This window comes from Serratia sp. 25CWL12, assembly GCF_055790885.1.
The window spans coordinates 3,686,202-3,708,677 of the sequence record NZ_CM147698.1; the positions used below are offsets into that span (position 1 = coordinate 3,686,202).

Here is a 22,476-nt window from a genome sequence, read left to right on the forward strand (position 1 = left end):
TGCCTGAAAGCCGGGTAAAATCTTGTGTAGATAATGATGACTTTTGTCGTAGAAAAAGAAACAATAAGTTATTGTTAACACTTGGGGCCATTCCCCTCGCCAACACCCAAATGGGTGAGACAAGTAACGCAGCCAATGATCGGCAGCTTACATATTCTGATGTAGTCGAAGAGAGGTCACCATGGGCAGAATCGCGCCCAGGAAAAGGAAAACCCCCTGGGTCTATCAGACGCTATCGCGCCTCTGGCTGAATCTGAACCAGCGTTTCAAGCCTAGGCTGACACCCACAGAGCAAGAAACGATCCAGACACCAAGCTTTAAAAATAGACTAAAAGCCTTGTTGTTGAGAATATGGCACCTGCCAGACAGCTTCCAATGGATGGAACCTTTACCCAATTTTCACCGCCGTTGGGTGATTATTTTTGGTACCACCTTGCTGCTTTCATTACTGTGGCCCTACTCCGACGATAGCACACCACATCCATTCCCGGTGACCAACCAGGAAAATAGTGCCCTTATGCAGGCTCAATTACTGAATAATGGCGCGCAACAGCCACAACAACAGCAACCCACCACGACGGGTAGCCCTAACTGGCAAGGCTATGAGATCAAGGCAGGACAGACTCTGGCGCAACTATTCCGCGACAATGGCTTACCGGTTAATGATGTTTTTGCCATGGCGCAGGTAGAGGGTCGCGATAAACCGCTCAGTAATCTTAAGGCGGGACAAAAAGTACGTATCGAGCGTAATGCCAATGGGGTGATTACCACTCTCGCTATCACTACGGCGGATAATAGCGAAGCACTGTTTCGGCGCCAGACTGATGGCAGCTACCTTCGCCTACGTTAGGTTTTACTTTGTTCCTGCAGAAAATCACGCAGTACAATTCATAGGTGCAGTTCAATCCTTTGGTTGCGCTGTGTGTCTTTGCTGCAATTTACTTATGCAAACAGACGAAATAATACTTTTTAGCGGTGATTAAAAAGCAAAACGCCAGCACAAGGCTGGCGTTTTAACTTGGCTAACAGCAGCGATTAAGCTTCTGCAACCACAACTACATTCAGCTGTGCAAACACGTCGCTGTGTACTTGGAAATGCACTTCGTGCTCACCAGTGGTACGCAGAACGCCATTTGGCAGACGAACTTCGCTCTTGGCAACTTCAACACCAGCCGCAGTTACTGCGTCAGCGATGTCACGGGTACCGATAGAGCCGAACAGTTTACCTTCGTCGCCTGCTTTAGACGCGATGGTTACCGTGGCCAGTTCGTTGATCTTGGTTGCGCGAACTTGGGCTGCAGCCAGAACTTCTGACAGTTTGGCTTCCAGTTCAGCACGGCGTGCTTCAAAGAACTCTACGTTTTTCTTGGTAGCAGGAACAGCTTTGCCCTGTGGTACCAAGAAGTTACGGGCATAACCCGCTTTAACGTTAACCTGATCACCCAGGCTGCCCAGGTTTGCTACTTTATCAAGCAGAATAACTTGCATTACCTTATCCTCTCAAAGTCGTTAATGGACAGTGGCCGATTACTGATGACTATCAGTGTACGGCAACAAAGACAGGTAGCGCGCGCGCTTGATAGCACGGGCCAGTTGGCGCTGATACTTTGCACGAGTACCGGTAATACGGCTCGGGACAATTTTACCACTTTCAGTGATGTAGTTTTTCAGCGTAGCGATGTCTTTATAGTCAATCTCTTGAACGCCTTCCGCAGTGAAACGGCAGAACTTGCGACGACGGAAATAACGTGCCATTTGGCTAGTCTCCAGAATCTATCAATTCAATCTGCTCGGCATGCAGGACCAATTTATTCAACCCGTTGCGCCCTTGATGGCAACTAACAAAGCCTTGAATAGTGACCTGACTGCCGACCGTTAATCTTTGAGTTAAAGCTTGTGACTGTTGTCCACTGGCAACCACGGGCATTCGGCACCATGCTTGCCTGCTGAATCCGGCTTCCTGCTGCGTTGATCGGTGCTCAAGCACAAATTGGCAGTGGGGTATCCCGGAAGGACTTACTTTTCGTACCGGCGTCTTGCACACTGTGCCAGACAACACCAGACGATTAGCCGTCACGGCGGCAATTACTCTTCAGAATCCCCAACATCATCATCAGCGATTTCATTAGCGAAGTCTTCGCGGCGATCGCCACGACGTTCATCTTTCGCTTTAACCATCGGAGATGCTTCAGTTACCGCGTGCTTAACGCGCATAACCATGCTACGGATAACGGCGTCGTTGAAGCGGAAGTTAGTTTCCAGCTCATCGATCGCTTCCTGCGGAGCTTCAACGTTCAGCAGAACATAGTGAGCTTTATGCAGTTTGTTGATCGGATAAGCCAGTTGACGGCGGCCCCAGTCTTCCAGACGATGGATCTGACCTTGCGCGTTAGTGATAGTAGCACTATAACGCTCGATCATGCCCGGAACCTGTTCGCTTTGGTCAGGATGGACCATAAAAACGATTTCGTAATGACGCATCGAATTGCTCCTTACGGATTATTCAGCCTCCTGTCAGGGTCAACCGCGGCCCATGGAAGCAAGGAACGTGTGTATGTGTGCGGCTGAAAAATGACGCGTAATCATACTGGCGGAGCGCTGGAAACTCAAGGGATGAATGGAATTTATTACAGTTTTCTACCCGTCGCCATGCCAATTGCCGTGGGCTTGGCATGACGACGAGTCTCAACTTAGCTTATCAACTGCGCTGACGTACCGCTTCAAACAAGCAGATACCAGTTGCGACGGAAACGTTAAGCGAAGAAACCGTCCCTGCCATCGGAATACTGATCAGCTCATCACAATGTTCACGGGTCAAACGCCGCATACCATCCCCTTCAGCCCCCATCACCAGGGCCATCGGGCCGGTCATTTTGCTTTGGTATAAAGTATGGTCTGCTTCACCTGCGGTGCCTACCACCCAAATATTCATCTCTTGCAATAACCGTAAGGTACGCGCCAGGTTGGTGACCTGGATCAATGGCACGTTTTCTGCCGCCCCACAGGCGACTTTCTTTGCCGTTGCATTCAATTGGGCAGAACGATCACGGGGGACAATCACTGCATGCACCCCTGCTGCATCGGCACTACGCAGACAGGCCCCCAGATTATGTGGGTCCGTAATGCCATCCAATACCAACAAAAATGGGGTATCGATATTTTCTAACAGGCCCGGTAAGTCGTTTTCCTGAAACTTCCGCCCTTCACGTACCCGCGCAATTATCCCTTGATGGACCGCCCCTTCCACCTTCTCATCCAGCCATTGGCGGTTTGCCACCTGGATAACAATACCGCTGGCTTCCAGCTCAGCAATCAATGGTTGCAAGCGACGATCGTCACGCCCCTTGAGAATAAATACTTCCAGGAAACGTTGTGGATCTCGTTCTAATAGGGCTTTGACGGCGTGAATACCGTAAATAATTTCGCTCATGATGATCTTTTAACTGTGTGGCCAGGGTCTTCCTGGCCGGTGATAACAAATGCGGCAGATTATTTCTGCTCTGCAGCTTTCTTCTTGCTGGCACGTTTAGCTTTGGTTGCCGCCGCTATCTTTTGGGTTTTATCAGACACTTTTTTGGCTTTCGCCTTTTTGTCCTTTTTCACCTTATCAGCAGGCTTAGCCTCTTTATCAGGCTTAGCCTCTTTCTTACGAAAAACGCTATCTGCCTCAAAATTCGCCGGGGCTTTACCACTGCGGGATTTACGTGGCTTCTGGCCTGGCTCTGCCCCCTTGCCATCACGTAATCTACGAGGGTTACCGCTTTTGCTGCGTTGTCGTTCAGTTTTACCCTCACCCCTTGGCTTGCGCGTGCTCGATACCAAAGCAAAATCAATCTTGCGCTCATCCAGATGCACTGCATCAACACGAATTTCCACCGCATCACCCAGACGATAAACCATACCGGTGGATTCACCGATCAGGCGCTGACCAATATTATCGTAGCGGTAGTAATCGTTATCCAAGGTTGAGACATGCACTAAACCATCAATAAACAGATCGTTTAAGCGCACAAAAAAGCCAAATGAAGTGACACTGGCAATAATCCCGCTGAACACTTCACCGACGTGATCCTGCATGAAATCACACTTCAACCAGTCCGCGACATTACGCGTAGCTTCATCCGCACGGCGCTCCGTCATCGAACAGTGTTCGCCCAGTTGCAGCATCTCTTCGAATTCACTGTGCCAACCACCGGTGGGTGTCCAGCGCTCCTTCGGCTGACCATGCTCTTTAGCCAGCAGATATTTGATAGCCCGGTGTAACGACAAATCTGGGTAACGGCGAATTGGCGAAGTAAAGTGAGCATAAGCCGCCAATGCCAAACCGAAGTGACCACGATTCTCGGGATCATAAACCGCCTGTTTCATCGAACGCAGCAGCATGGTTTGCAGCATTTCCCGATCCGGACGCTCAGAGACCTCGTCCATCAAAGTGGCGTAATCTTTCGGTTGCGGTTTCATTCCCCCACCCAAAGTCAGACCAAGCTCACTCAGCACACTACGCAATGCCGTAATATGATCGTCACTGGGGCGATCATGCACACGGAACAGTGCAGGCTCATTATTCTTTTCAACAAAACGTGCTGCCGCAACGTTTGCCATGATCATGCACTCTTCAATTAGCTTATGCGCATCATTGCGTACCGTTGGCTCAACACGTTCAATACGGCGTTCAGCATTGAAGATAAACTTGGCTTCTTCTGTTTCGAAGGCAATACCGCCACGCTCAGCACGAGCCTGGTCCAACACTTTATACAGCGCGTGTAACTCCTGCAGGTGTTTAACCAAAGGATGGTACTGTTCACGCAGTTCCTGATCCCCCTGAAGGATATGCCACACCTTGGTATAGGTTAAACGTGCATGAGAACTCATCACTGCTTCATAAAATTTAAATGAAGAGAGACGGCCCTGTGCAGAGATGGTCATCTCACAAACCATACACAGACGATCTACCTGCGGGTTGAGAGAACACAGGCCATTGGAGAGCACTTCCGGCAGCATCGGCACCACTTCTGAAGGGAAGTAGACCGATGTACCTCGGCTACGGGCTTCATCATCCAGCGCGGTGCGTGGACGCACGTAATAGCTGACATCAGCAATGGCGACCCACAAACGCCAACCGCCACCACGTTTCTTCTCACAGTACACCGCATCATCAAAGTCGCGGGCATCTTCACCATCAATGGTCACCAGTGGCAGTTCACGCAGGTCCACACGCCCTTTTTTAGCGGCCTCTGGCACTTGCTCGCTGAGGTCGGCAACCTGTTTTTCCACCTGCGGCGGCCAGGTATGCGGGATCTCGTGGGTACGCAGAGCGATGTCTACCGCCATGCTCGTGCCCATTTTATCCCCCAGTACCTCGACTATCTTACCCACGGCTTTGGTACGACGCGTTGGGCGTTGAGTCAACTCGACGACGACCATATACCCCATACGCGCACCACAAATGGCGTCAGCCGGTATCAGGATGTCAAAATTGAGGCGGCCATCATCAGGCACCACAAAGCCGGTACCGGCATCAGTGAAATAACGCCCGACAATCTGACTGGTTTTAGGCACCAACACACGCACAATCCGCGCTTCGCGGCGCCCCTTGCGGTCTTCACCCAATGGCTGCGCCAATACCACATCACCATGGATCGCCATTTTCATTTGTTCGGCGGAAAGATACAGATCGTCTTTACGCCCTTCAACACGCAAAAAGCCGTAGCCATCGCGATGACCGATCACGGTGCCACGCAGCAAGTCCAGTCGCTCTGGCAAGGCATAGCACTGGCGGCGAGTAAACACTAACTGGCCATCACGCTCCATCGCCCGTAGACGACGGCGCAAAGCTTCCAGTTGTTCTTCTCCAGATAAATTCAGTTCATTACCCAACTCTTCGCGGCTGGCTGGCGTTTCACGTTTCGCCAAATGAGCCAGAATAAATTCGCGACTCGGAATTGGGGATTCATATTTTTCTGCTTCTCGTTCCAAAAATGGATCTTGTGACATTAGGATTCCTCGGTTGTCATCAGCAGGATGTCATTGAGCCTGATTGGCTCAGCAACGCTTTATTTGACAAGCAAAAGCCTGTAGAGCTGTGAGTTGTCTTCAACCATATCGGCCAAAGTATAATCGTCCAGCTCCTTAAGGAAATTCTGTACCGCCTGTTGAAGTACCGACTTCAAGCGACAGGCTGGCGTTATGTGGCAAAAATTACTGGTACAATTCACCAGTGAAAGTGGCTCCAGGGCGCGTACTACATCGCCCAAACGAATAGTGCTGGCAGGTTTACCCAGGCGAATACCGCCGTTTTTACCCCGCACGGTAGTGACAAAGCCTGTATGGCTTAACTGATTGATAATTTTTACCATATGGTTGCGTGAAAGACCGTACACTTCCGTCACCTCAGAGATACTGGTCATTCTCTCTGCCGGTAATGATGCCATATAGATCAATGCCCGCAGGCCATAATCCGTAAAACTGGTTAACTGCACGTCTACCTCTGGGTAACTGTTTACCCATTTAATATGCCGATTCTCGGCGATTTCTTAATATTTCATCATCATGCAGGCCGCTGAGACACAACCTGGAATTGATATCTGATTGGATAATAAACCAGCCAGAGAGTCCGTTGCTAATTATTTCTACCGGTTATCATCCAAGCGACAGAGAGCCAGATGATTTTAGGTATAAAGAATTTTCAATACGAAGGGGTCATCGAGGAACGGTGATCAGACAAACCGGGACAGAACCCGGTTTGCTTTATCGCTAGTATCATTCAAGTTACAGAAATACCTTCTGCAACCTGAACGACAGGTACATCCAAACATAACAACAGATTATGCATCAAACGGGTCACGTAATATCATGGTTTCGCTACGGTCTGGCCCGGTAGAAATAATATCTACTGGCACGCCCGTCAGCTCTTCGATACGTTTGATATAATTTAGCGCCGCCTGTGGCAATTGGCTGTAGTCTTTCACCCCAAAGGTGGTTTCACTCCAGCCAGGCATGCTCTCATAAATCGGTTCAATACCTTCCCAACCTTCTGCCGCCAGCGGCGTAGTGGTGATTTCAGAACCATCTGGCATGCGGTAACCCACACAGATCTTCACTTCTTTCAGACCATCGAGAACATCCAGTTTGGTCAAACAGAAGCCCGATAACGAGTTCAGTTGCACAGCACGGCGTACTGCTACTGCATCCAACCAACCGGTACGACGACGGCGACCAGTGGTAGCACCAAACTCATTGCCTTGCTTACACAGATATTCACCTGTTTCATCGAACAGTTCAGTTGGGAATGGGCCAGCCCCCACGCGGGTAGAATAGGCTTTCACGATGCCCAGCACATAATTCACATAACGTGGGCCAATGCCAGAACCGGTTGCGACACCACCAGCGGTGGTATTAGACGAGGTAACATAGGGATAAGTACCGTGGTCAATATCCAGCAAGGTACCCTGTGCGCCTTCGAACATCACGCGTTCACCGCGTTTACGCGCACCGTCCAGCAATTCGGAAACATCCACCACCATTGAGGTCAGGACATCTGCGATAGACATCACGTAATCAAACGTTGCCTGGTAATCAACCGCATCGACCTTGTAGTAGTTAACCAACTGGAAGTTGTGGTAATCGATGACCTCTTTCAGCTTAACCGCGAAGGTCTCTTTATCAAACAGATCACCCACACGCAGACCACGACGAGCCACTTTATCTTCATAAGCCGGGCCGATACCACGACCCGTGGTCCCGATCGCTTTAGCACCACGCGCTTTCTCACGCGCATTATCCAAGGCGACGTGGTAAGGCAGGATCAGCGGACAGGCTTCAGACAATAACAGCCGCTCACGCACCGGGATACCACGCGCTTCGAGTTCCCCCATTTCTTTCATCAATGCATCTGGAGCCAAAACCACACCATTGCCAATGATACTGGTCACGTTTTCACGCAAGATACCTGAGGGAATTAAATGAAGAACGGTTTTTTCACCGTCGATAACGAGAGTATGGCCTGCATTATGGCCACCTTGGTAGCGCACAACATATTTAGCCCGTTCGGTCAGCAGGTCTACGACCTTACCCTTACCTTCGTCACCCCATTGGGTGCCCAGTACGACGACGTTGTTACCCATTTTTACCATCACCGGTTGCTTAAAAATGGATTCTAACACCGTAATTTGTGAGTTTCAGCACTTTTAACCGACAACTGCCTACTTTTTCGACTCCCGTTTATCCCCCGGCACGGCTACTCAACATGTAGTAGATCACGCAGCCAGCAACCACTAGTCCACCACCAAAACGCCGTAAAGTTGAATCTGGCAACTGGGTCATCGCCAGGATCATTTTACGCCAAGCCTGTGGAAACAGCATTGGCCCCAACCCTTCGAGTACCAAAACCAATCCGAGTGCCAGCCAGATCGTTAAATTCATCATGTTCCCTCAAAAAAATCAGGGCTCGCATTTAACGAGCCCCGATACCTACCCTTCTCTTTCAAAACCGTTCTCTTTCAATACATGGTCAGAAAGACATTAGGTATTTTATCTATTTCGTGTTGCTTCCGGCGACTTCATATAGCGGAAGAAATCGCTGTCCGGACTCAATACCAGCACATCCTGGTTACCTGAACCAAAACTGGTTTCATAAGCACGCAGGCTACGGATAAAGGAGTAAAAATCAGGATCCTGGCTAAATGCATCCGCAAACAATCTGGCGGCTTGTGCATCACCAGCACCACGAGTAATACGTGCCTGACGCTCAGCTTCTGCAATAGTGCGGGTCACCTCATAGTCGGCAGTCGCTTTCAGCTTCTCCGCAGCTTCTTTACCCTGAGAACGATGACGACGTGCTACTGCTTCACGTTCTGCACGCATACGCTGGAATATTGCATCAGACACTTCCGCTGGCAGGTTGATCTGTTTGATACGCACATCAACCACCTCAATACCCAATGCAGCCATGCTGTTCGGGTTAATCTGTGGCTGCTTACCGGTGGTTTCTCGATCAACGCGGGCTGCAGCAGAAGCGATAGCATCATCAGCTTCAGTGGTAGCCACCACCTCACCATCACCCACAGTACCAGTATTCAATGCGTCACGGACATCGGCCATCAAGCGGCCACGGGAGTCAGTAACAATATCACGCACATCCAGACGACCAATCTCCGAACGTAGACGGTCACTAAATTTACGCTTCAACAGAACCTCGGCCTGAGAAACATCACCACCACCCGTTGCCAGGTAGTAACGGCTAAAATCACTGATGCGCCACTTCAGGAAGGAGTCAACGATCAGATCTTTCTTCTCGCTAGTGACAAAGCGATCCGCCTGGTTATCCATGGTCTGAATACGTGCATCCAAGGTTTTCACAGTTTCAATAAAAGGAATCTTGAAATGTAACCCTGGCGCATACACCTGTGGTTTATTTTCGTTGTCACGCAGTACTTTGCCAAAACGCAACACAATGCCACGCTCACCTTCCTGTACCACAAACAAGGAGGTATACAGCGCTACCAGCACCACGGCAACGATAACTATAAATGACTTACGCATTGATTATTCTCTCCCTACGCGAGTATTGTCGCTACGCTGCGTATTGACACGGCGTTGGTCCATAGTTGAACCACTCGTGGTATTGTTGGGACTGGCATCCGAAACACTGTCAGTGGATGGAGCAGGGTTGAGACGAATCAGGCTGGTATCACTATTACCTTGGCTTACTGTCGGACCGGCCTGGTTACGCAACATTTGATCCAGTGGTAATACCATCAGATTATTGTTGCCTTTGTCATTCACCAGCACCTTACGGGTATGGCTAAAGACTTTTTCCATGGTCTCGATATACAGACGTTCACGCGTAAGTTCTGGTGCAGACTTATACTCCGGCAGCAGCTTGGTAAACTTCGCTACTTCACCCTGAGCTTCCAGAACAGTACGTGCTTCATAAGCTCTGGCGTCTTCCAACAAACGCTGTGCCGCACCATTGGCGCGCGGCTGAACTTCGTTGGCGTAAGCCTCTGCTTCACGGATGAATTGCTGTTCATTTTCACGTGCGGCAATAGCATCATCAAACGCCGCTTTCACCTCTTCCGGTGGACGAGCAGCCTGGAAGTTGACGTCAAGCAAAGTGATCCCCATTTTGTACGGACGAATGGTTTCTTCCAGTACACGCTGCGTATCGCTACGTACAATGGTACGGCCTTCGGTGAGGATCTTGTCCATGGTGTATTTACCAATAACACCACGCAATGCGCTATCTGTCGCTTGTCTTAAGCTATCATTGGGATCTGTAACGCTGAACAGATAAGCCGCCGGATCCGTGACACGATACTGAACGTTCATTTCCACGCGCACCACGTTCTCATCCGACGTGAGCATCACGCCTGATGCCGCCAGTTCACGCACGGACTCCACGTTGACCGCGATCACCTGATCAATAAATGTCGGTTTCCAGTTCAAACCCGGTTGTACCAGATGACTCAATTTACCGAATCGAGTGACGACACCACGTTCAGCTTCTCTAATGGTATAGAAGCCACTTGCGGCCCAAACCACCACAGCGGCAACCACGGCAATAACGATGATTCTGCCACTGAAATTCTTGGCTGAACCAGTACCACCACTGTTATTGCTGTTGGAGCCCTTATTCCCACCCAGGCTGCTCAATTTCTTGCTCAGCTTACGGAAAATATCATCTAAATCCGGGGGCCCTTGGTCGCGCCCACCTTTATTATTGTTACCGCCAGAGTTGCCGCCATTATTATTGCCGCTCCCCCACGGGTCGCGGTCTTGTCCGTTATTACCGGGCTGATTCCACGCCATGTTTTAGCTCCATTATTCTGTGATTAGGTACTTCAGGCTAACGCTTTGCCCTTCGTCTTTGAAAATGCAAGGGTTATCCCCATTGTCATGCCAACGGCAGGAAGAGAGATCCTCATTCCCCTGTTACCGGATTTACCGAGAGCCAGGGGCCTCACTCTGCCAATGACATGTTGAAAACTATGGGTATAGCCTAGTCAATTGTTAAAACGAGCGGCTAAATGTAACAGGATACAATCATACGATAAAGTTAATCAGGTCCTGTTCCTGTTTACAGAGGCGACGCCACTCCACGATCGGCATACGTATTATCACACCGATACTACCGTCCTCTTCATTCCATTCTTTCTCGATTGCCTGAAGCTGATAAAAACGACTACGCAGACGACCGGCCTGTGGTGGCAATCGCAGTTGGTGATGCACGATTTGCCCCGATAAGCGTTCTGTCAACGCCTGAAATAGCAACGGAATACCTTCACCACTGGCGGCGGATAACCACACTCGGATGGGTAAATTTTCATCGTTGCGATCGATACGCGGGACAAAATCATCCAGCATATCTATTTTGTTCATCACTAACAGTGTCGGGATCTCATCCGACTCAATCTCTGCCAACACGCTATTCACTGCCTCAATGTTCTCATCCACCCGGTTATCCGCTGCGTCGATCACATGTAACAATAAAGAGGCTTGGCGCGTTTCCTGTAAAGTGGCCTTAAAAGCAGCAACAAGATCATGCGGCAAATGCCGGATAAAACCTACTGTATCCGCCAACACGGTATCACCCACATCCGCTACTTCAATACGTCGTAAGGTGGGATCCAAGGTGGCAAATAGCTGGTCCGCCGCATAAACATCGGCAGAGGTAATTCGGTTAAACAAGGTTGACTTACCGGCGTTGGTATAACCTACCAATGAGACTGTCGGTACATCAGCACGGGTGCGAGCTCGCCGGCCCTGTTCACGTTGCTTCTCTACGCGTTCCAGACGGCGCAGAATCAAACTGATACGGTCTCTCAACAGACGGCGGTCAGTTTCTAACTGGGTTTCTCCCGGCCCCCGCAAGCCTATGCCACCTTTCTGACGTTCCAGATGGGTCCAACCACGCACCAAACGCGTAGCAATATGGCGTAACTGCGCCAGCTCTACCTGCAGCTTACCTTCGTGGGTACGAGCACGCTGAGCAAAAATATCTAAAATCAAACCCGTACGGTCAATAACCCGACATTCACATAAGCGCTCAAGATTTCTCTCCTGCGCAGCGGAAAGGGCATGATCAAACAAAACAACAGACGCACCAGCAGCTTTCACCGCCTCGGCGATTTCTTGGGCCTTTCCTTCACCGACAAAGTATTTAGGATGCGGCGCTTTGCGACTACCTGTCACCACCTGCAAAGCTTCGACACCAGCAGAAGAGACCAGTGATTCAAACTCACTGAGATCTTCACTATCTTTATCTTGCGAGAAATAAATATGAACCAGTACGGCCTGTTCACCAGTTTCATAGCGGTCAAACAAACGTGCGACCTCTCAAACGGAAAAAAACCGCGGGTTCGGGGGGCATAAACCGCATATTGCAGCCTAGGCTCCCCGTCATGGTTAATTCGCGATAAGCTTTATTCAGCGTCATCGCTTTCCTGCTGCGGTGCAGATGGATTATTACCATGGTGATAACCACCTGTCGTACCGCCACTCGGATTGTTACTGTGATGCGACACCGGGCGCGATGGAACAACGGTAGAGATCGCATGCTTATAAACCATCTGGCTTACCGTGTTCTTCAACAGAATGACAAACTGGTCAAAAGACTCAATCTGGCCTTGCAGCTTAATACCATTCACCAAATAAATAGAAACCGGAACTCGTTCACGACGCAATGCGTTCAGGAACGGATCTTGCAAAGATTGCCCCTTAGCCATTCTATCTTTTCCTTATTTGCTTGTTGTTTGTAACAAAGAACCTATTGGCTCTAAAATAAACGACCTAAAAAATTTGCGCGCCGAATATCTGTCAATTGTACACAATCGCCCAACCTATGCACTAACAACCTGTATTACTGTGTTCAAAGCCTCTCCCTGTTTATCACTGTCTAGCCAATAAACCGACTCCCAACCCCGTAACCAGGTCATTTGGCGTTTAGCCAATTGACGTGTTGCACAAATACCACGAAAAACCATCTCATCATAACTAATATCGCCCGATAAATATGACCACATCTGGCGATAACCAACACAGCGAATAGCGGGCAAATCCTGATGCAAATCACCCCGAGAGAACAGAGCACGCGCTTCCGCTTCAAACCCTGCAGCCAACATTTGCTTGAACCGCAGTTCGATACGTTGATGTAACAACTCCCGACTGGCTGGCGCTATTGCAAATTGGTGAACTTGATACGGCAACGATTCACCTGCAATTTTAGTCAGTTCCGTTAAAGTTTTACCCGAAATACAAAAAACTTCCAGTGCTCTGGTCAGTCTCTGCGGATCATTTGGATGAATACGCTCTGCCGCCACTGGGTCAATTTGCTGCAATTGACGATGCATCGCTTGCCAACCCTGCTCCGCAGCTTGCTGTTCAATCTGTTCACGCACCGCCGGATCCGCCGAGGGCAACGGCGATAATCCTTCTAATAGTGCTTTGAAATAAAGCATGGTCCCCCCCACCAACAGGGGAATACGACCAGCAGCAGTGATGTCGTGCATCTGTTGCAGCGCATCGCGACGAAAATCTGCCGCTGAATAGGCTTGTGCCGGATCACGAATATCTATCAACCGGTGTGGTGCTCGAGCCAACTCTTCTGCCGAGGGCTTGGCGGTACCCACATCCATACCACGATAAATCAATGCAGAATCTACACTGATCAGCTCCACTGGCAAGTGCTCACGTAATGCCATTGCCAACGCAGTCTTGCCGGATGCGGTCGGGCCCATAATAAAAATAGCCGATGGACGAGAGTTCATTTCAATTTCAGTCATGTTTCAGTGCCGCCAAAGCAACGTGTAAATCTACAGGCTGTAAAAGGTTACCTGGCGGAGACTTTACTAATTGTGGGCACAACCGCTCAAGGTCAGTCAACAATTGTATCGCTTGCGAGTTGTTCCACTGCTCATGCTCACTGCTGAGTTGCCCCGCAACCCAGCGAGCCAATGTGGCAGGTGATACCTCCTGACATTCGGCGAGGTAGCCTAACAGCTCAGGTATCAACTTTTGTAAATTTTGTTGGCGTAATGGTAAAGGGACTGCGCGCAACATCACATACCCATGTTCAGGTTGTAGTTCCAACCCCATGCTGACCAGTAAAGCCTGATGCTGTACACACGCAGCCACTTCATTTTTATTCAACGTCAGCTTAATCGGGATCAGTAATGGTTGTGGTCGTAATCCCTCTTCCGGGGGGCATAACTGCACCTGGCGTAACCCCTGCTCAGCAATCGTCAAATTGAGTAGCACCAACTGCTGGCGTTGCTCCAACAACGCATAACTGGGGGGATAAATCATCAATACCCGACCAAAACTATGTTGGTTACCCGCCAGCGGTATTTGTTGTTCGGTCTTGGCAGCTGGAAATAGCGGTTTTTTTGCCTCACCTATTGGTGTGGCCTGCAATAACTTACCGTACAATTCACCTTCACGCTTTTGATAACCAGGACCTGCCTGATAGCTCGGTTGCGGCGCACGCTCACGCGCCTCTGTCGTTGCTGTCGTTTCCGTCGCTGGCGATGGCTCTCGCTGTAGCGCTGGCTGTGCAAAATGGTTACCACCAGCAGCAATGCGGTTTTCCGGTTGCCAGGCTGGCGTGGGTTGTCCGTTGGGTTCGGCAAGTGGCAATGGCATATGGGCCGCCTGCTGAAGCACCGTGGTTACCGCCTGGTAAATAAAATCATGCACCAACCGTGCTTGGTGAAAGCGCACTTCATGCTTGGCTGGATGAACATTGACATCCACCTGGTGAGGGTCCACCTCCAGATAGAGTACATAGGCAGGTTGCTGCTCGTCTTTCAACTGGTCCTGATACGCCTGACGAATGGCATGATTGATCAGTCGATCACGCATCATTCGGCTATTAACATAGCAATACTGCATTTCACCCAGTTGGGCCGACCCTTGTGGATCGGCAACCCAACCACGGATACTGAGCTCACCATGCTGCCAGGACACCGCTAACGCATGTTGTAAAAAAGCCGGGCCACAAATGCTTGCCAAACGTCGCTCATGCTGGCTCTGATCTTTGGCAGCTCGATATTGGCGTATCAGTTTGCCGTTGTGACTCAAATTGAGGGTCACATCCAAACGAGCCAGAGCGATACGCCGCACCACTTCATCGATATGACCAAATTCGGTTTTTTCCGTGCGCATAAACTTACGCCTGGCGGGTGTGTTGTAAAACAGGTCCAGCACTTCAACCGTACAACCCACTGGGTGTGCGGCCGGTTTGACGGTCACTTGCTGATCTCGCCCTTCCGCATACGCCTGCCAGGCTTCCCCTTGCTCGGCGGTCCGTGAAGTTAATACCAAACGTGATACTGAACTGATACTGGCGAGCGCCTCACCACGAAAACCCAGGCTGATGATCGCTTCAAGGTCATCCAACGTGCTGATTTTGCTGGTTGCATGACGGGCCAGCGCCAAAGCCAAATCCGTTTTACCAATTCCACAGCCATTATCACGGATACGAATCAGCTTGGCACCACCACGTTCAATATCGATATCAATACGCGTCGCCCCTGCATCCAGGCTGTTCTCGACCAGTTCTTTCACTACCGATGCCGGGCGTTCAACCACTTCCCCGGCAGCAATCTGGTTGGCTAATTGTGGCGGTAATACCTGGATAGGCATACGGACCCCTCTGTTTTTGGCATCAATCCTGCGGAATAATGAGCGTGCGATCGAGCGGCGCTACGTCCGATTTTAATTTGTTAACCCGTTTAAGCTCACTCACACTAACACCATAGCGCGTCGCGATGGACGATAACGTATCGCCACGCGTCACTTTGTGTTTAGTCGCCTTGGTACTTTTTGCCTTGGTTTGCGCTGGTGCGGCTGTTTTATTCCCAGCGGGCACTTTCAAACGTTGGCCGACCCAGACTCCCTCTTTCTTCAATTTATTCAGCTCGCGTAGCGTCGCCATGCTAGTACCGTAACTTTCGGCAATACCAGAAAGTGTCTCTGCAGGTTTTACCACATGGATTTGCGTTTTCCCGACACTCACTTTCGCACTGCTGGCGCGGCCCACAGGCTGAGGTTGTCTTAAATCTTGCGTCCTTGGATTAACCGCCGCTGTGACGCCCAGCGGACGGTCTTCCACCTTTGGGTCGGCTTGTAGCGGATGCGCCAGGAAATAATTGCGCAAACCGTTATGGATTGCCCGCGCAATTTTATCCTGATAAGCGCCACTGCCCAGCAGTCGCTCCTCTCTGCTATTACTGATAAAACCGGTTTCTACCAACAGCGATGGAATATCTGGTGAACGCAGCACCCCCAGACTGGCATGCTCCGGGCGGCGTTTGTGTATTGCACCCACAGTTTGCAATTGGTTCAGCACCCTCACTGCGACGTCGTAACCGACGCGTTGTGAATGACCAAATTGCAGGTCGAGCACCGCCTGGCTAAGATAAGGGTCTGCTTTGCTATTTGCCAGCAAATCACCCGCTCCCCCCAATAGCTCAGATTGTTTCTCGTGTTGTTCCAACCAACCCGCCATTTCACTGTTCGCCCGGCGATTAGAGAGAACCCAAACCGAAGCACCACTGGCACTACGATTAGGTGCCGCATCGGCATGGATGGACACCAAGACATTAGCCGCCTGCTGGCGCGCCACATCGGAGCGCCCCATCACCGAGATAAAATAATCGCCATTACGTGTCATTACCGGTTTGAACACCGGATCTGCCTCCAGCAGGGCTCGTAGACGCTGGGCAATAGCGATGGTCACGTTTTTCTCTTTGAGACCATTAGGCCCGATGGCGCCTGGGTCTTGCCCACCATGACCCGCGTCAATAGCTACCACCACACGATCGCCAGAGCCGCCAGAAGAGCGGCTACTGCGCGCTGTCGGTTGCGTTGCCGTGGTAGTCGATGTGGACGTGGATGTTACTGCTGGCTTATTGGTAAAGGGGTTAACCCCTGCAGGTGCTTTACGCCCAGCATCGCTGACTGTCGAAGTTGACGTCGGCACTCGACGTACAATGTCCTTACCAACTGTTTCCTTACCAGCTATGTCCTGCTTCGGGCTCTCTTCGGCAGTAATGGTGAAGACCACAATATAGGTGTTCCCCTCCTGACGCATAACCGCCTGGGTTTTCGCCCGTTGGGTGAGATCAAACACCAAGCGTACCTTCTGAGCATCCGGCGCCTTAGCGCTACGAATGCCTTTGACCAGATTCTTACCACTAAAATTTAAGGGTAGGCCACCCACTTTCCCACTCTGTTTCACATCCAGCAGGACGCGCTCCGGGCTATGCGCCGAAGAAAACGTATACTCTGGTGGGCCGGTAAAGCTTACCGATACGACGGCCTCGCGTTGTGCATTGGTCACTTTGATATCAGCTAAAGAAGACTCTGCCCAGGCCCCCATTGGCCAACACAGTGCAAGCAAGGCGATGACAGCAAATGTTCTTAATCTATGCATCATTGCCCTGTCATCCTTGCTGTCGGTGAATTCGTTCTAGCAACTGCCCACCATAGGAGGAAACAGCCTGGATCTGCGCTTGTCGACCTTGGTCATGATAAGCAAGATGTAACTCCAGGTCTGGAGTAGGGAGTACACCAGCCCCCTGCTGCGGCCATTCAACCAAACAAATGGCATCTTGGGCGAAATAATCACGAACCCCCATAAATTCAAGCTCTTCTGGTGAGGCCAGACGATACAAATCAAAGTGATAGACGGGTAGCGGCTGCAAGGTATAAGGCTCAACTAAGGTATAAGTGGGGCTCTTCACCTTACCTTGGTGCCCCAATGCCTGCAGAAAACCCCGGCTAAAGGTGGTTTTACCGGCACCTAAGTCGCCATAAAGATAAATAACACTGGCACGATCACATGCCTTGGCCAAAGTGGCCCCTAATGCCACTGTCGCTGCCTCATCCGGCAGAGGTAAAACAAGCTCTTTCATTCGATTAATGTCTATTTTACCCATTCAGGGTTAACGTAATGGGGAATCATCGGCAACAAATCGGTTGCCAATAATCCTCTTGTTCCTTGCTTCGCCGCAATGTTGTCTGCCACTGCGCCATGAACCACACAACCTGCACAGGCGGCATCATACAGTGAGAGCTTTTGTGCCAGCAAACCACCGATAATACCCGACAGCACATCGCCCATACCACCGGACGCCATACCTGCATTGCCCACATCGGCAATCGCCATTTCCCCTTGCGGCCCGGCAATCAATGTACCCGCCCCTTTCAGCACGGCCACACCGCCATATTGCACAGCCAGTTTGCGTACTGCTAGTAAGCGGTCACTCTCAATATCAGCGGTGCTACAGCCTAATAAACGCGCGGCTTCACCTGGGTGTGGGGTAATAACACGATTCTGACGCTTCTCTGGCGCTAATGCCAGCATGTTAAGTGCATCGGCATCCCATAACGCTGGTTTATCACTGGATTGCAACCGCTGTAACGCATTCCTGCCCCAATCACCTTGGCCTAGCCCTGGCCCCACCACGATCACATCCGCCCACTCGATAGCCTGGTGCAAGCTATCATCCGTTAACGGCTGCACCATCAGTTCTGGGCGAGCGGTTAATAACGGCGCGACATGTTCATGGTGAGTAAGTACTCGCACTAAACCTGCACCGCTACGCAGTGCGGCTTCGGCGGCCATGCGTATCGCACCACCCAAACCATGATCGCCCCCCACCAGCAGCAAGCGCCCATGATCCCCTTTATGGGAACATGGACGACGCGGTTTCAGCCACTGCCCCAGGTTGTCCGCGGTAATCCGCTGAATTTGTAGCGGTTGTGTTACCAACCAGTCTGCTAATCCTAGCGTATTACAGTGCAATTGCCCCACCCAATCGCGGGCTTGCCCGGTAAGTAACCCCGGTTTGAGCGCAATAAACGTTAATGTCTGTGTCGCGCGAACCACGGCTCCTGGTGTGGCACCACTTTCAGCCAGCAAGCCAGAAGGGATATCCAATGAAATAATCGGTACACCCACTTTATTAGCCGTTTCGATCAACCCATCATAAGGTGCTCTTGGCGCAGCCGCTAATCCGGTCCCTAACAAACCATCAATAATCAGGTCAATATTCTCTGGCCAGTGGCTATTGGCCGACTGAATTTCGCCACCGCACTCAAGCCAGGCTTGCCGTGCAGCCGCAGCTTCCGGCGGTAGGGGGTGAGCGCTTTGTACCGCAATAACCGTGACCTGAGTACCTACTGCTGCAGCCAAACGAGCGACAACATAGCCATCACCCCCATTGTTACCGTGCCCACACAAAACCAACCAATGGTTACTATGCGGGTAGCGCTCATGGGCCAGCGCATAAGCCGCAGCACCTGCTCGCTGCATCAATGAATAGAGTGAAATACCCTGTGCTGCCGCCGCTAGCGGCTCCGCCTGCCTGATCCAATCTGCAGACCAGACAGAGTGTGGTAAACTGGAGCTGTACTGTTCCTTACTATGGCTCGTCATGACACACCCCTTCGATCTCAATCAACTTGCCCAACATATCAAGCAATGGGGGCAATCGCTAGGATTCCAACAAGTCGGGATCTGCGATACCGATCTGACTGCTGAAGAACCTAAATTGCAGGCCTGGCTGGATCAGCAGTACCACGGTGAAATGGCCTGGATGGCACGGCATGGCATGTTACGTGCGCGACCACACGAGTTATTACCCGGTACACTGCGGGTTATCACAGTACGTATGAATTACCTGCCTGCCAACGCACGATTCGCCAGTACGTTGAAAAACAGCGAGTTGGGTTATATCAGCCGCTATGCCCTGGGGCGCGATTACCACAAGCTATTACGCCAACGACTAAAAAAGCTGGGAGAGCAGATCCAGGCCTATTGCGGTGAATTAAATTTCCGCCCGTTTGTTGATTCGGCCCCCATCATGGAGCGCCCTCTGGCCGCCAAGGCCGGTATTGGCTGGGTGGGTAAACACTCACTACTCCTCAACCGTGAGGTGGGTTCATGGTTCTTTCTCGGGGAATTGCTGATTGATCTGCCCTTGCCAGTGGATAAGCCAGTGGAAGATCACTGTGGCCGTTGTGTCGCCTGTATCACCACTTGCCCCACAGGGGCGATTGTCGCACCTTACACTGTTGATGCCCGCCGCTGTATTTCTTACCTGACCATCGAGCTGGAAGGCACAATCCCTGAAAAATTCCGTCCATTGATAGGTAACCGTATCTATGGCTGCGACGATTGCCAGCTGATTTGCCCATGGAATCGCTTTTCACCACTCAGCGATGAAGCGGATTTTAGCCCACGGGCGGCGTTACATGCCCCACCTCTCATCGAGTTATTCAGTTGGAACGAAGAAAAATTCCTGCGCATCACCGAAGGTTCCGCCATCCGCCGTATCGGACATCTGCGCTGGCTACGTAATATCGCAGTGGCTCTCGGTAACGCCCCTTATCAGGATATTATTGTCATCGCATTACGCTCCCGACTGGGTGAAAATCCGATGTTGGATGAACACATCACCTGGGCAGTGACACAACAACTGACGCGACGTGAAACATTAGGGATTGAGGTACAAACCACACAGCAAAAACGTTTAGTTCGCACCATAGAAAAAGGATTACCAAGGGATGCTTAAGGCCAATGGCAGGCCTATCATTCCCACCTCGCAATGCCCTTTGTGGATTTGTGCATAAAAATAAAAATGTGTTGTCTTTCAACCGTCACAAAAAGAACAAGTGATCTGGATAACATTTTTTGATAAATAAAACTAAATATTTATCAATGAGATATAGAATTCACTTAGATTGCGTTGTATTTTTTAGCGACAGACGGAATGTACACAAGTTGTGGATAACTCTGTTCACAACATTTTATCTGGATATGTTTCAAGTTGCAGTTAATCCCTCTGTCACTTGCGTGGTGATCGGTATCTGCTCACCATTAATCAAGTCAACAATAACATTCTTATTCAGGCTGACGAATGACGTCTTACAGGAGAAAAAAATGTCTGAAGCATTACGGTACCGTTTGCTGTTTTCATTATTAATGTCAGGTTTAATGACTTTTTTAATCCCTGCCTGGGTGACTTTTATCAACCTCGGTTATCACCCCGGTTTTTTTCCGGCAATGGATGCACGCTTTTCTGCTGGCATGGCCAGTCGGTTTCACTGTCGTTGCTTTATTTGCCCCGACAGTGCAAAAAATCACTCGCCGACTATTACAATCCGAGTCTTGACCCTTCCTCACAGAGTAAGGTCTTCGTTAACCGCGAAGATCTTGCTGTTGTTATTCTTTGAGGCTCAAGGGGTGAGTTGAGGTTTGGCACCGCGTATTTTGACGTTGGTTACAGTAAACCACAGGGCGACATTCTGTGCTTAGACTGGCAATAGAGAAAAGTACAGACGATGTTATTGCAACAGGCCGATGTACTTGAATAGTGACTTCTTGCACATGGCTTTTAGGGGATAACCCTGAATTTAAAAATGACTCATCACTTTAATTTTCAAACGGTTTTAGACATCAATGGAAGTCTAAAACCGGAAAATTGGAGCGGGAAACGAGACTCGAACTCGCGACCCCGACCTTGGCAAGGTCGTGCTCTACCAACTGAGCTATTCCCGCCCGGCGTATCGATGGTGGCAATGTCATAATTGTTCATCGGTACGGGGTGCGCATTATACGAGAAATCTTTTTCGCCGCAAGCCCCCGAAAGCAAAAAAATCGCGAATTTTGTTTAATCGCTGTTTTAAGCGCCAAAGTGAATAATTAATCTCCACGGCAAGGCATTGCAGGGGGATTTGACGCATTACAACTGAATAAAATGTTCGCGATAATAAGCCAGTTCTGCCACTGACTCACGGATATCATCCAGTGCCTGGTGAGTCCCCTGTTTCTGAAAACCGGGCAATATTTGCGGTTTCCAGCGGCGGGCCAGTTCTTTCAAGGTACTGACGTCAAGATAACGGTAGTGGAAATAGGCTTCTAATAGCGGCATATAACGGAAAAGGAAACGGCGATCCTGGCCAACGCTGTTACCACAAATGGGGGATTTACCCGCAGGAACCCACTCTTGCAAGAAAGCAATCGTCGCCAGTTCAGCGGCACGATCATCAAACTGGCTGGCTTTGACCCGTTCCACTAACCCACTCCCGGTATGAGTGCGAACATTCCAATCATCCATCAACGCCAGTTGCTCATCAGATTGGTGTACGGCGATCACCGGGCCTTCAGCCAAGATATTCAAATCTGCATCCGTCACGAGGGTTGCAATCTCGATAATACGGTCACGTTCAGGATCCAGCCCTGTCATCTCCAGATCGATCCAAATCAGGTTATTCTCTTTTCCTGCCATGATGCTTCCCCACTTACAAGTAAATCGGATTATTTTGAGTATATACCCGTCGCCATTCAAGCTGCAGGGTTGTTGGCTACTCTCATTCGCCCTAGTCACATAGTTATCTATGCTCCTAGGGACTCACTCTTTTGCCGTCTACCTGCAACGTGATTGAACTTGGGTATAGATTGTCCTTTCA

Annotated in this window: 22 protein-coding genes and 1 tRNA gene; 3 read left to right on the forward strand and 20 right to left on the reverse strand. The window is 50.3% G+C overall.

The window, feature by feature from the left end; all coding sequences use genetic code 11:
• The first annotated feature begins 181 nt into the window (after positions 1-181).
• On the forward strand, positions 182-850 hold the full coding sequence (locus tag ACX9GV_RS15965; protein ID WP_473196175.1) for a LysM-like peptidoglycan-binding domain-containing protein: 669 nt from the start codon (positions 182-184) through the stop codon (positions 848-850).
• A 185-nt stretch (positions 851-1,035) separates the two neighbouring features.
• On the opposite strand, the gene rplI is transcribed toward ACX9GV_RS15965, so the two are convergent.
• The 18 genes from rplI to nnr all read right to left on the reverse strand — a co-directional run bounded on the left by rplI (position 1,036) and on the right by nnr (position 19,441).
• The gene (gene rplI / locus ACX9GV_RS15970) at positions 1,036-1,488 is read right to left on the reverse strand and encodes a 50S ribosomal protein L9 (RefSeq protein ID WP_023489464.1); all 453 of its coding nucleotides are present in this window, start codon (positions 1,486-1,488) and stop codon (positions 1,036-1,038) included.
• Between the two features lie 39 nt (positions 1,489-1,527).
• Entirely contained in the window at positions 1,528-1,755 is a 228-nt protein-coding gene (gene rpsR, locus ACX9GV_RS15975; protein WP_023489463.1) for a 30S ribosomal protein S18, read from the reverse strand.
• A 4-nt stretch (positions 1,756-1,759) separates the two neighbouring features.
• The gene (gene priB, locus ACX9GV_RS15980; protein WP_473196176.1) at positions 1,760-2,077 is read right to left on the reverse strand and encodes a primosomal replication protein N; all 318 of its coding nucleotides are present in this window, start codon (positions 2,075-2,077) and stop codon (positions 1,760-1,762) included.
• Positions 2,078-2,085: 8 nt separating this feature from the next.
• A complete protein-coding gene (rpsF, locus tag ACX9GV_RS15985) occupies positions 2,086-2,481 on the reverse strand; it encodes a 30S ribosomal protein S6 (RefSeq protein ID WP_023489462.1) in 396 nt (131 codons plus the stop codon).
• Between the two features lie 217 nt (positions 2,482-2,698).
• Positions 2,699-3,430, reverse strand: a complete 732-nt coding sequence (gene rlmB / locus ACX9GV_RS15990; RefSeq protein WP_473196177.1) for a 23S rRNA (guanosine(2251)-2'-O)-methyltransferase RlmB — start codon at positions 3,428-3,430, stop codon at positions 2,699-2,701.
• Between the two features lie 59 nt (positions 3,431-3,489).
• On the reverse strand, positions 3,490-5,994 hold the full coding sequence (rnr, locus tag ACX9GV_RS15995; protein ID WP_473196178.1) for a ribonuclease R: 2,505 nt from the start codon (positions 5,992-5,994) through the stop codon (positions 3,490-3,492).
• Between the two features lie 59 nt (positions 5,995-6,053).
• On the reverse strand, positions 6,054-6,479 hold the full coding sequence (gene nsrR, locus ACX9GV_RS16000) for a nitric oxide-sensing transcriptional repressor NsrR (RefSeq protein ID WP_473196179.1): 426 nt from the start codon (positions 6,477-6,479) through the stop codon (positions 6,054-6,056).
• 345 nt (positions 6,480-6,824) lie between these two features.
• A complete protein-coding gene (locus ACX9GV_RS16005) occupies positions 6,825-8,123 on the reverse strand; it encodes an adenylosuccinate synthase (RefSeq protein WP_473198051.1) in 1,299 nt (432 codons plus the stop codon).
• 97 nt (positions 8,124-8,220) lie between these two features.
• Positions 8,221-8,421, reverse strand: coding sequence for a DUF2065 domain-containing protein (locus tag ACX9GV_RS16010; protein ID WP_023489457.1), 201 nt, complete (start codon positions 8,419-8,421; stop codon positions 8,221-8,223).
• 108 nt (positions 8,422-8,529) lie between these two features.
• A complete protein-coding gene (gene hflC / locus ACX9GV_RS16015; protein WP_023489456.1) occupies positions 8,530-9,540 on the reverse strand; it encodes a protease modulator HflC in 1,011 nt (336 codons plus the stop codon).
• Between the two features lie 3 nt (positions 9,541-9,543).
• Positions 9,544-10,809: an FtsH protease activity modulator HflK gene (gene hflK, locus ACX9GV_RS16020; RefSeq protein WP_023489455.1), complete on the reverse strand. Its 1,266-nt coding sequence runs from the start codon at positions 10,807-10,809 to the stop codon at positions 9,544-9,546.
• A 234-nt stretch (positions 10,810-11,043) separates the two neighbouring features.
• The gene (hflX, locus tag ACX9GV_RS16025) at positions 11,044-12,324 is read right to left on the reverse strand and encodes a ribosome rescue GTPase HflX (protein WP_023489454.1); all 1,281 of its coding nucleotides are present in this window, start codon (positions 12,322-12,324) and stop codon (positions 11,044-11,046) included.
• A gap of 98 nt (positions 12,325-12,422) precedes the next feature.
• On the reverse strand, positions 12,423-12,725 hold the full coding sequence (gene hfq / locus ACX9GV_RS16030) for an RNA chaperone Hfq (RefSeq protein WP_023489452.1): 303 nt from the start codon (positions 12,723-12,725) through the stop codon (positions 12,423-12,425).
• A 114-nt stretch (positions 12,726-12,839) separates the two neighbouring features.
• Positions 12,840-13,781, reverse strand: a complete 942-nt coding sequence (miaA, locus tag ACX9GV_RS16035) for a tRNA (adenosine(37)-N6)-dimethylallyltransferase MiaA (protein WP_473196180.1) — start codon at positions 13,779-13,781, stop codon at positions 12,840-12,842.
• Positions 13,774-15,642, reverse strand: coding sequence for a DNA mismatch repair endonuclease MutL (gene mutL / locus ACX9GV_RS16040; RefSeq protein ID WP_473196181.1), 1,869 nt, complete (start codon positions 15,640-15,642; stop codon positions 13,774-13,776). Before mutL ends, miaA begins: the two co-directional genes overlap by 8 nt.
• Positions 15,643-15,664: 22 nt before the next feature.
• The gene (amiB, locus tag ACX9GV_RS16045) at positions 15,665-17,437 is read right to left on the reverse strand and encodes an N-acetylmuramoyl-L-alanine amidase AmiB (RefSeq protein ID WP_473196182.1); all 1,773 of its coding nucleotides are present in this window, start codon (positions 17,435-17,437) and stop codon (positions 15,665-15,667) included.
• Positions 17,438-17,444: 7 nt separating this feature from the next.
• Positions 17,445-17,915: a tRNA (adenosine(37)-N6)-threonylcarbamoyltransferase complex ATPase subunit type 1 TsaE gene (gene tsaE / locus ACX9GV_RS16050; protein ID WP_473196183.1), complete on the reverse strand. Its 471-nt coding sequence runs from the start codon at positions 17,913-17,915 to the stop codon at positions 17,445-17,447.
• A gap of 11 nt (positions 17,916-17,926) precedes the next feature.
• A complete protein-coding gene (nnr, locus tag ACX9GV_RS16055) occupies positions 17,927-19,441 on the reverse strand; it encodes a bifunctional ADP-dependent NAD(P)H-hydrate dehydratase/NAD(P)H-hydrate epimerase (protein ID WP_473196184.1) in 1,515 nt (504 codons plus the stop codon).
• On the opposite strand from nnr, the gene queG reads away from it, so the two are divergent.
• Both queG and ACX9GV_RS16065 read left to right on the forward strand, forming a co-directional pair.
• Complete coding sequence (queG, locus tag ACX9GV_RS16060) at positions 19,440-20,579, forward strand: tRNA epoxyqueuosine(34) reductase QueG (RefSeq protein ID WP_473196185.1); 1,140 nt, start codon at positions 19,440-19,442, stop codon at positions 20,577-20,579. The genes nnr and queG overlap by 2 nt on opposite strands.
• Before the next feature lie 368 nt (positions 20,580-20,947).
• Entirely contained in the window at positions 20,948-21,259 is a 312-nt protein-coding gene (locus ACX9GV_RS16065; RefSeq protein ID WP_473196186.1) for a DUF2798 domain-containing protein, read from the forward strand.
• 230 nt (positions 21,260-21,489) lie between these two features.
• Here the strand turns inward: ACX9GV_RS16065 and ACX9GV_RS16070 are convergent.
• Positions 21,490-21,565 (reverse strand) — tRNA-Gly (locus ACX9GV_RS16070).
• Between the two features lie 184 nt (positions 21,566-21,749).
• Entirely contained in the window at positions 21,750-22,295 is a 546-nt protein-coding gene (gene orn / locus ACX9GV_RS16075; RefSeq protein WP_023489444.1) for an oligoribonuclease, read from the reverse strand.
• Positions 22,296-22,476: the final 181 nt, after the last annotated feature.

Bases quoted from the DNA above. Each gene is read 5' to 3' on its own strand.
- ACX9GV_RS16005 (WP_473198051.1), bottom strand. From the start codon at position 8,123: ATGGGTAACAACGTCGTCGTACTGGGCACCCAATGGGGTGACGAAGGT.
- rpsR (WP_023489463.1), bottom strand. From the start codon at position 1,755: ATGGCACGTTATTTCCGTCGTCGCAAGTTCTGCCGTTTCACTGCGGAA.
- tsaE (WP_473196183.1), bottom strand. From the start codon at position 17,915: ATGAAAGAGCTTGTTTTACCTCTGCCGGATGAGGCAGCGACAGTGGCA.
- orn (WP_023489444.1), bottom strand. From the start codon at position 22,295: ATGGCAGGAAAAGAGAATAACCTGATTTGGATCGATCTGGAGATGACA.
- ACX9GV_RS15965 (WP_473196175.1), top strand. From the start codon at position 182: ATGGGCAGAATCGCGCCCAGGAAAAGGAAAACCCCCTGGGTCTATCAG.
- queG (WP_473196185.1), top strand. From the start codon at position 19,440: ATGACACACCCCTTCGATCTCAATCAACTTGCCCAACATATCAAGCAA.
- ACX9GV_RS16065 (WP_473196186.1), top strand. From the start codon at position 20,948: ATGTCTGAAGCATTACGGTACCGTTTGCTGTTTTCATTATTAATGTCA.
- rpsF (WP_023489462.1), bottom strand. From the start codon at position 2,481: ATGCGTCATTACGAAATCGTTTTTATGGTCCATCCTGACCAAAGCGAA.
- miaA (WP_473196180.1), bottom strand. From the start codon at position 13,781: ATGACTGAAATTGAAATGAACTCTCGTCCATCGGCTATTTTTATTATG.
- mutL (WP_473196181.1), bottom strand. From the start codon at position 15,642: ATGCCTATCCAGGTATTACCGCCACAATTAGCCAACCAGATTGCTGCC.
- hflK (WP_023489455.1), bottom strand. From the start codon at position 10,809: ATGGCGTGGAATCAGCCCGGTAATAACGGACAAGACCGCGACCCGTGG.
- hfq (WP_023489452.1), bottom strand. From the start codon at position 12,725: ATGGCTAAGGGGCAATCTTTGCAAGATCCGTTCCTGAACGCATTGCGT.
- rplI (WP_023489464.1), bottom strand. From the start codon at position 1,488: ATGCAAGTTATTCTGCTTGATAAAGTAGCAAACCTGGGCAGCCTGGGT.
- hflC (WP_023489456.1), bottom strand. From the start codon at position 9,540: ATGCGTAAGTCATTTATAGTTATCGTTGCCGTGGTGCTGGTAGCGCTG.
- amiB (WP_473196182.1), bottom strand. From the start codon at position 17,437: ATGATGCATAGATTAAGAACATTTGCTGTCATCGCCTTGCTTGCACTG.
- rnr (WP_473196178.1), bottom strand. From the start codon at position 5,994: ATGTCACAAGATCCATTTTTGGAACGAGAAGCAGAAAAATATGAATCC.
- ACX9GV_RS16010 (WP_023489457.1), bottom strand. From the start codon at position 8,421: ATGAATTTAACGATCTGGCTGGCACTCGGATTGGTTTTGGTACTCGAA.
- rlmB (WP_473196177.1), bottom strand. From the start codon at position 3,430: ATGAGCGAAATTATTTACGGTATTCACGCCGTCAAAGCCCTATTAGAA.
- nnr (WP_473196184.1), bottom strand. From the start codon at position 19,441: ATGACGAGCCATAGTAAGGAACAGTACAGCTCCAGTTTACCACACTCT.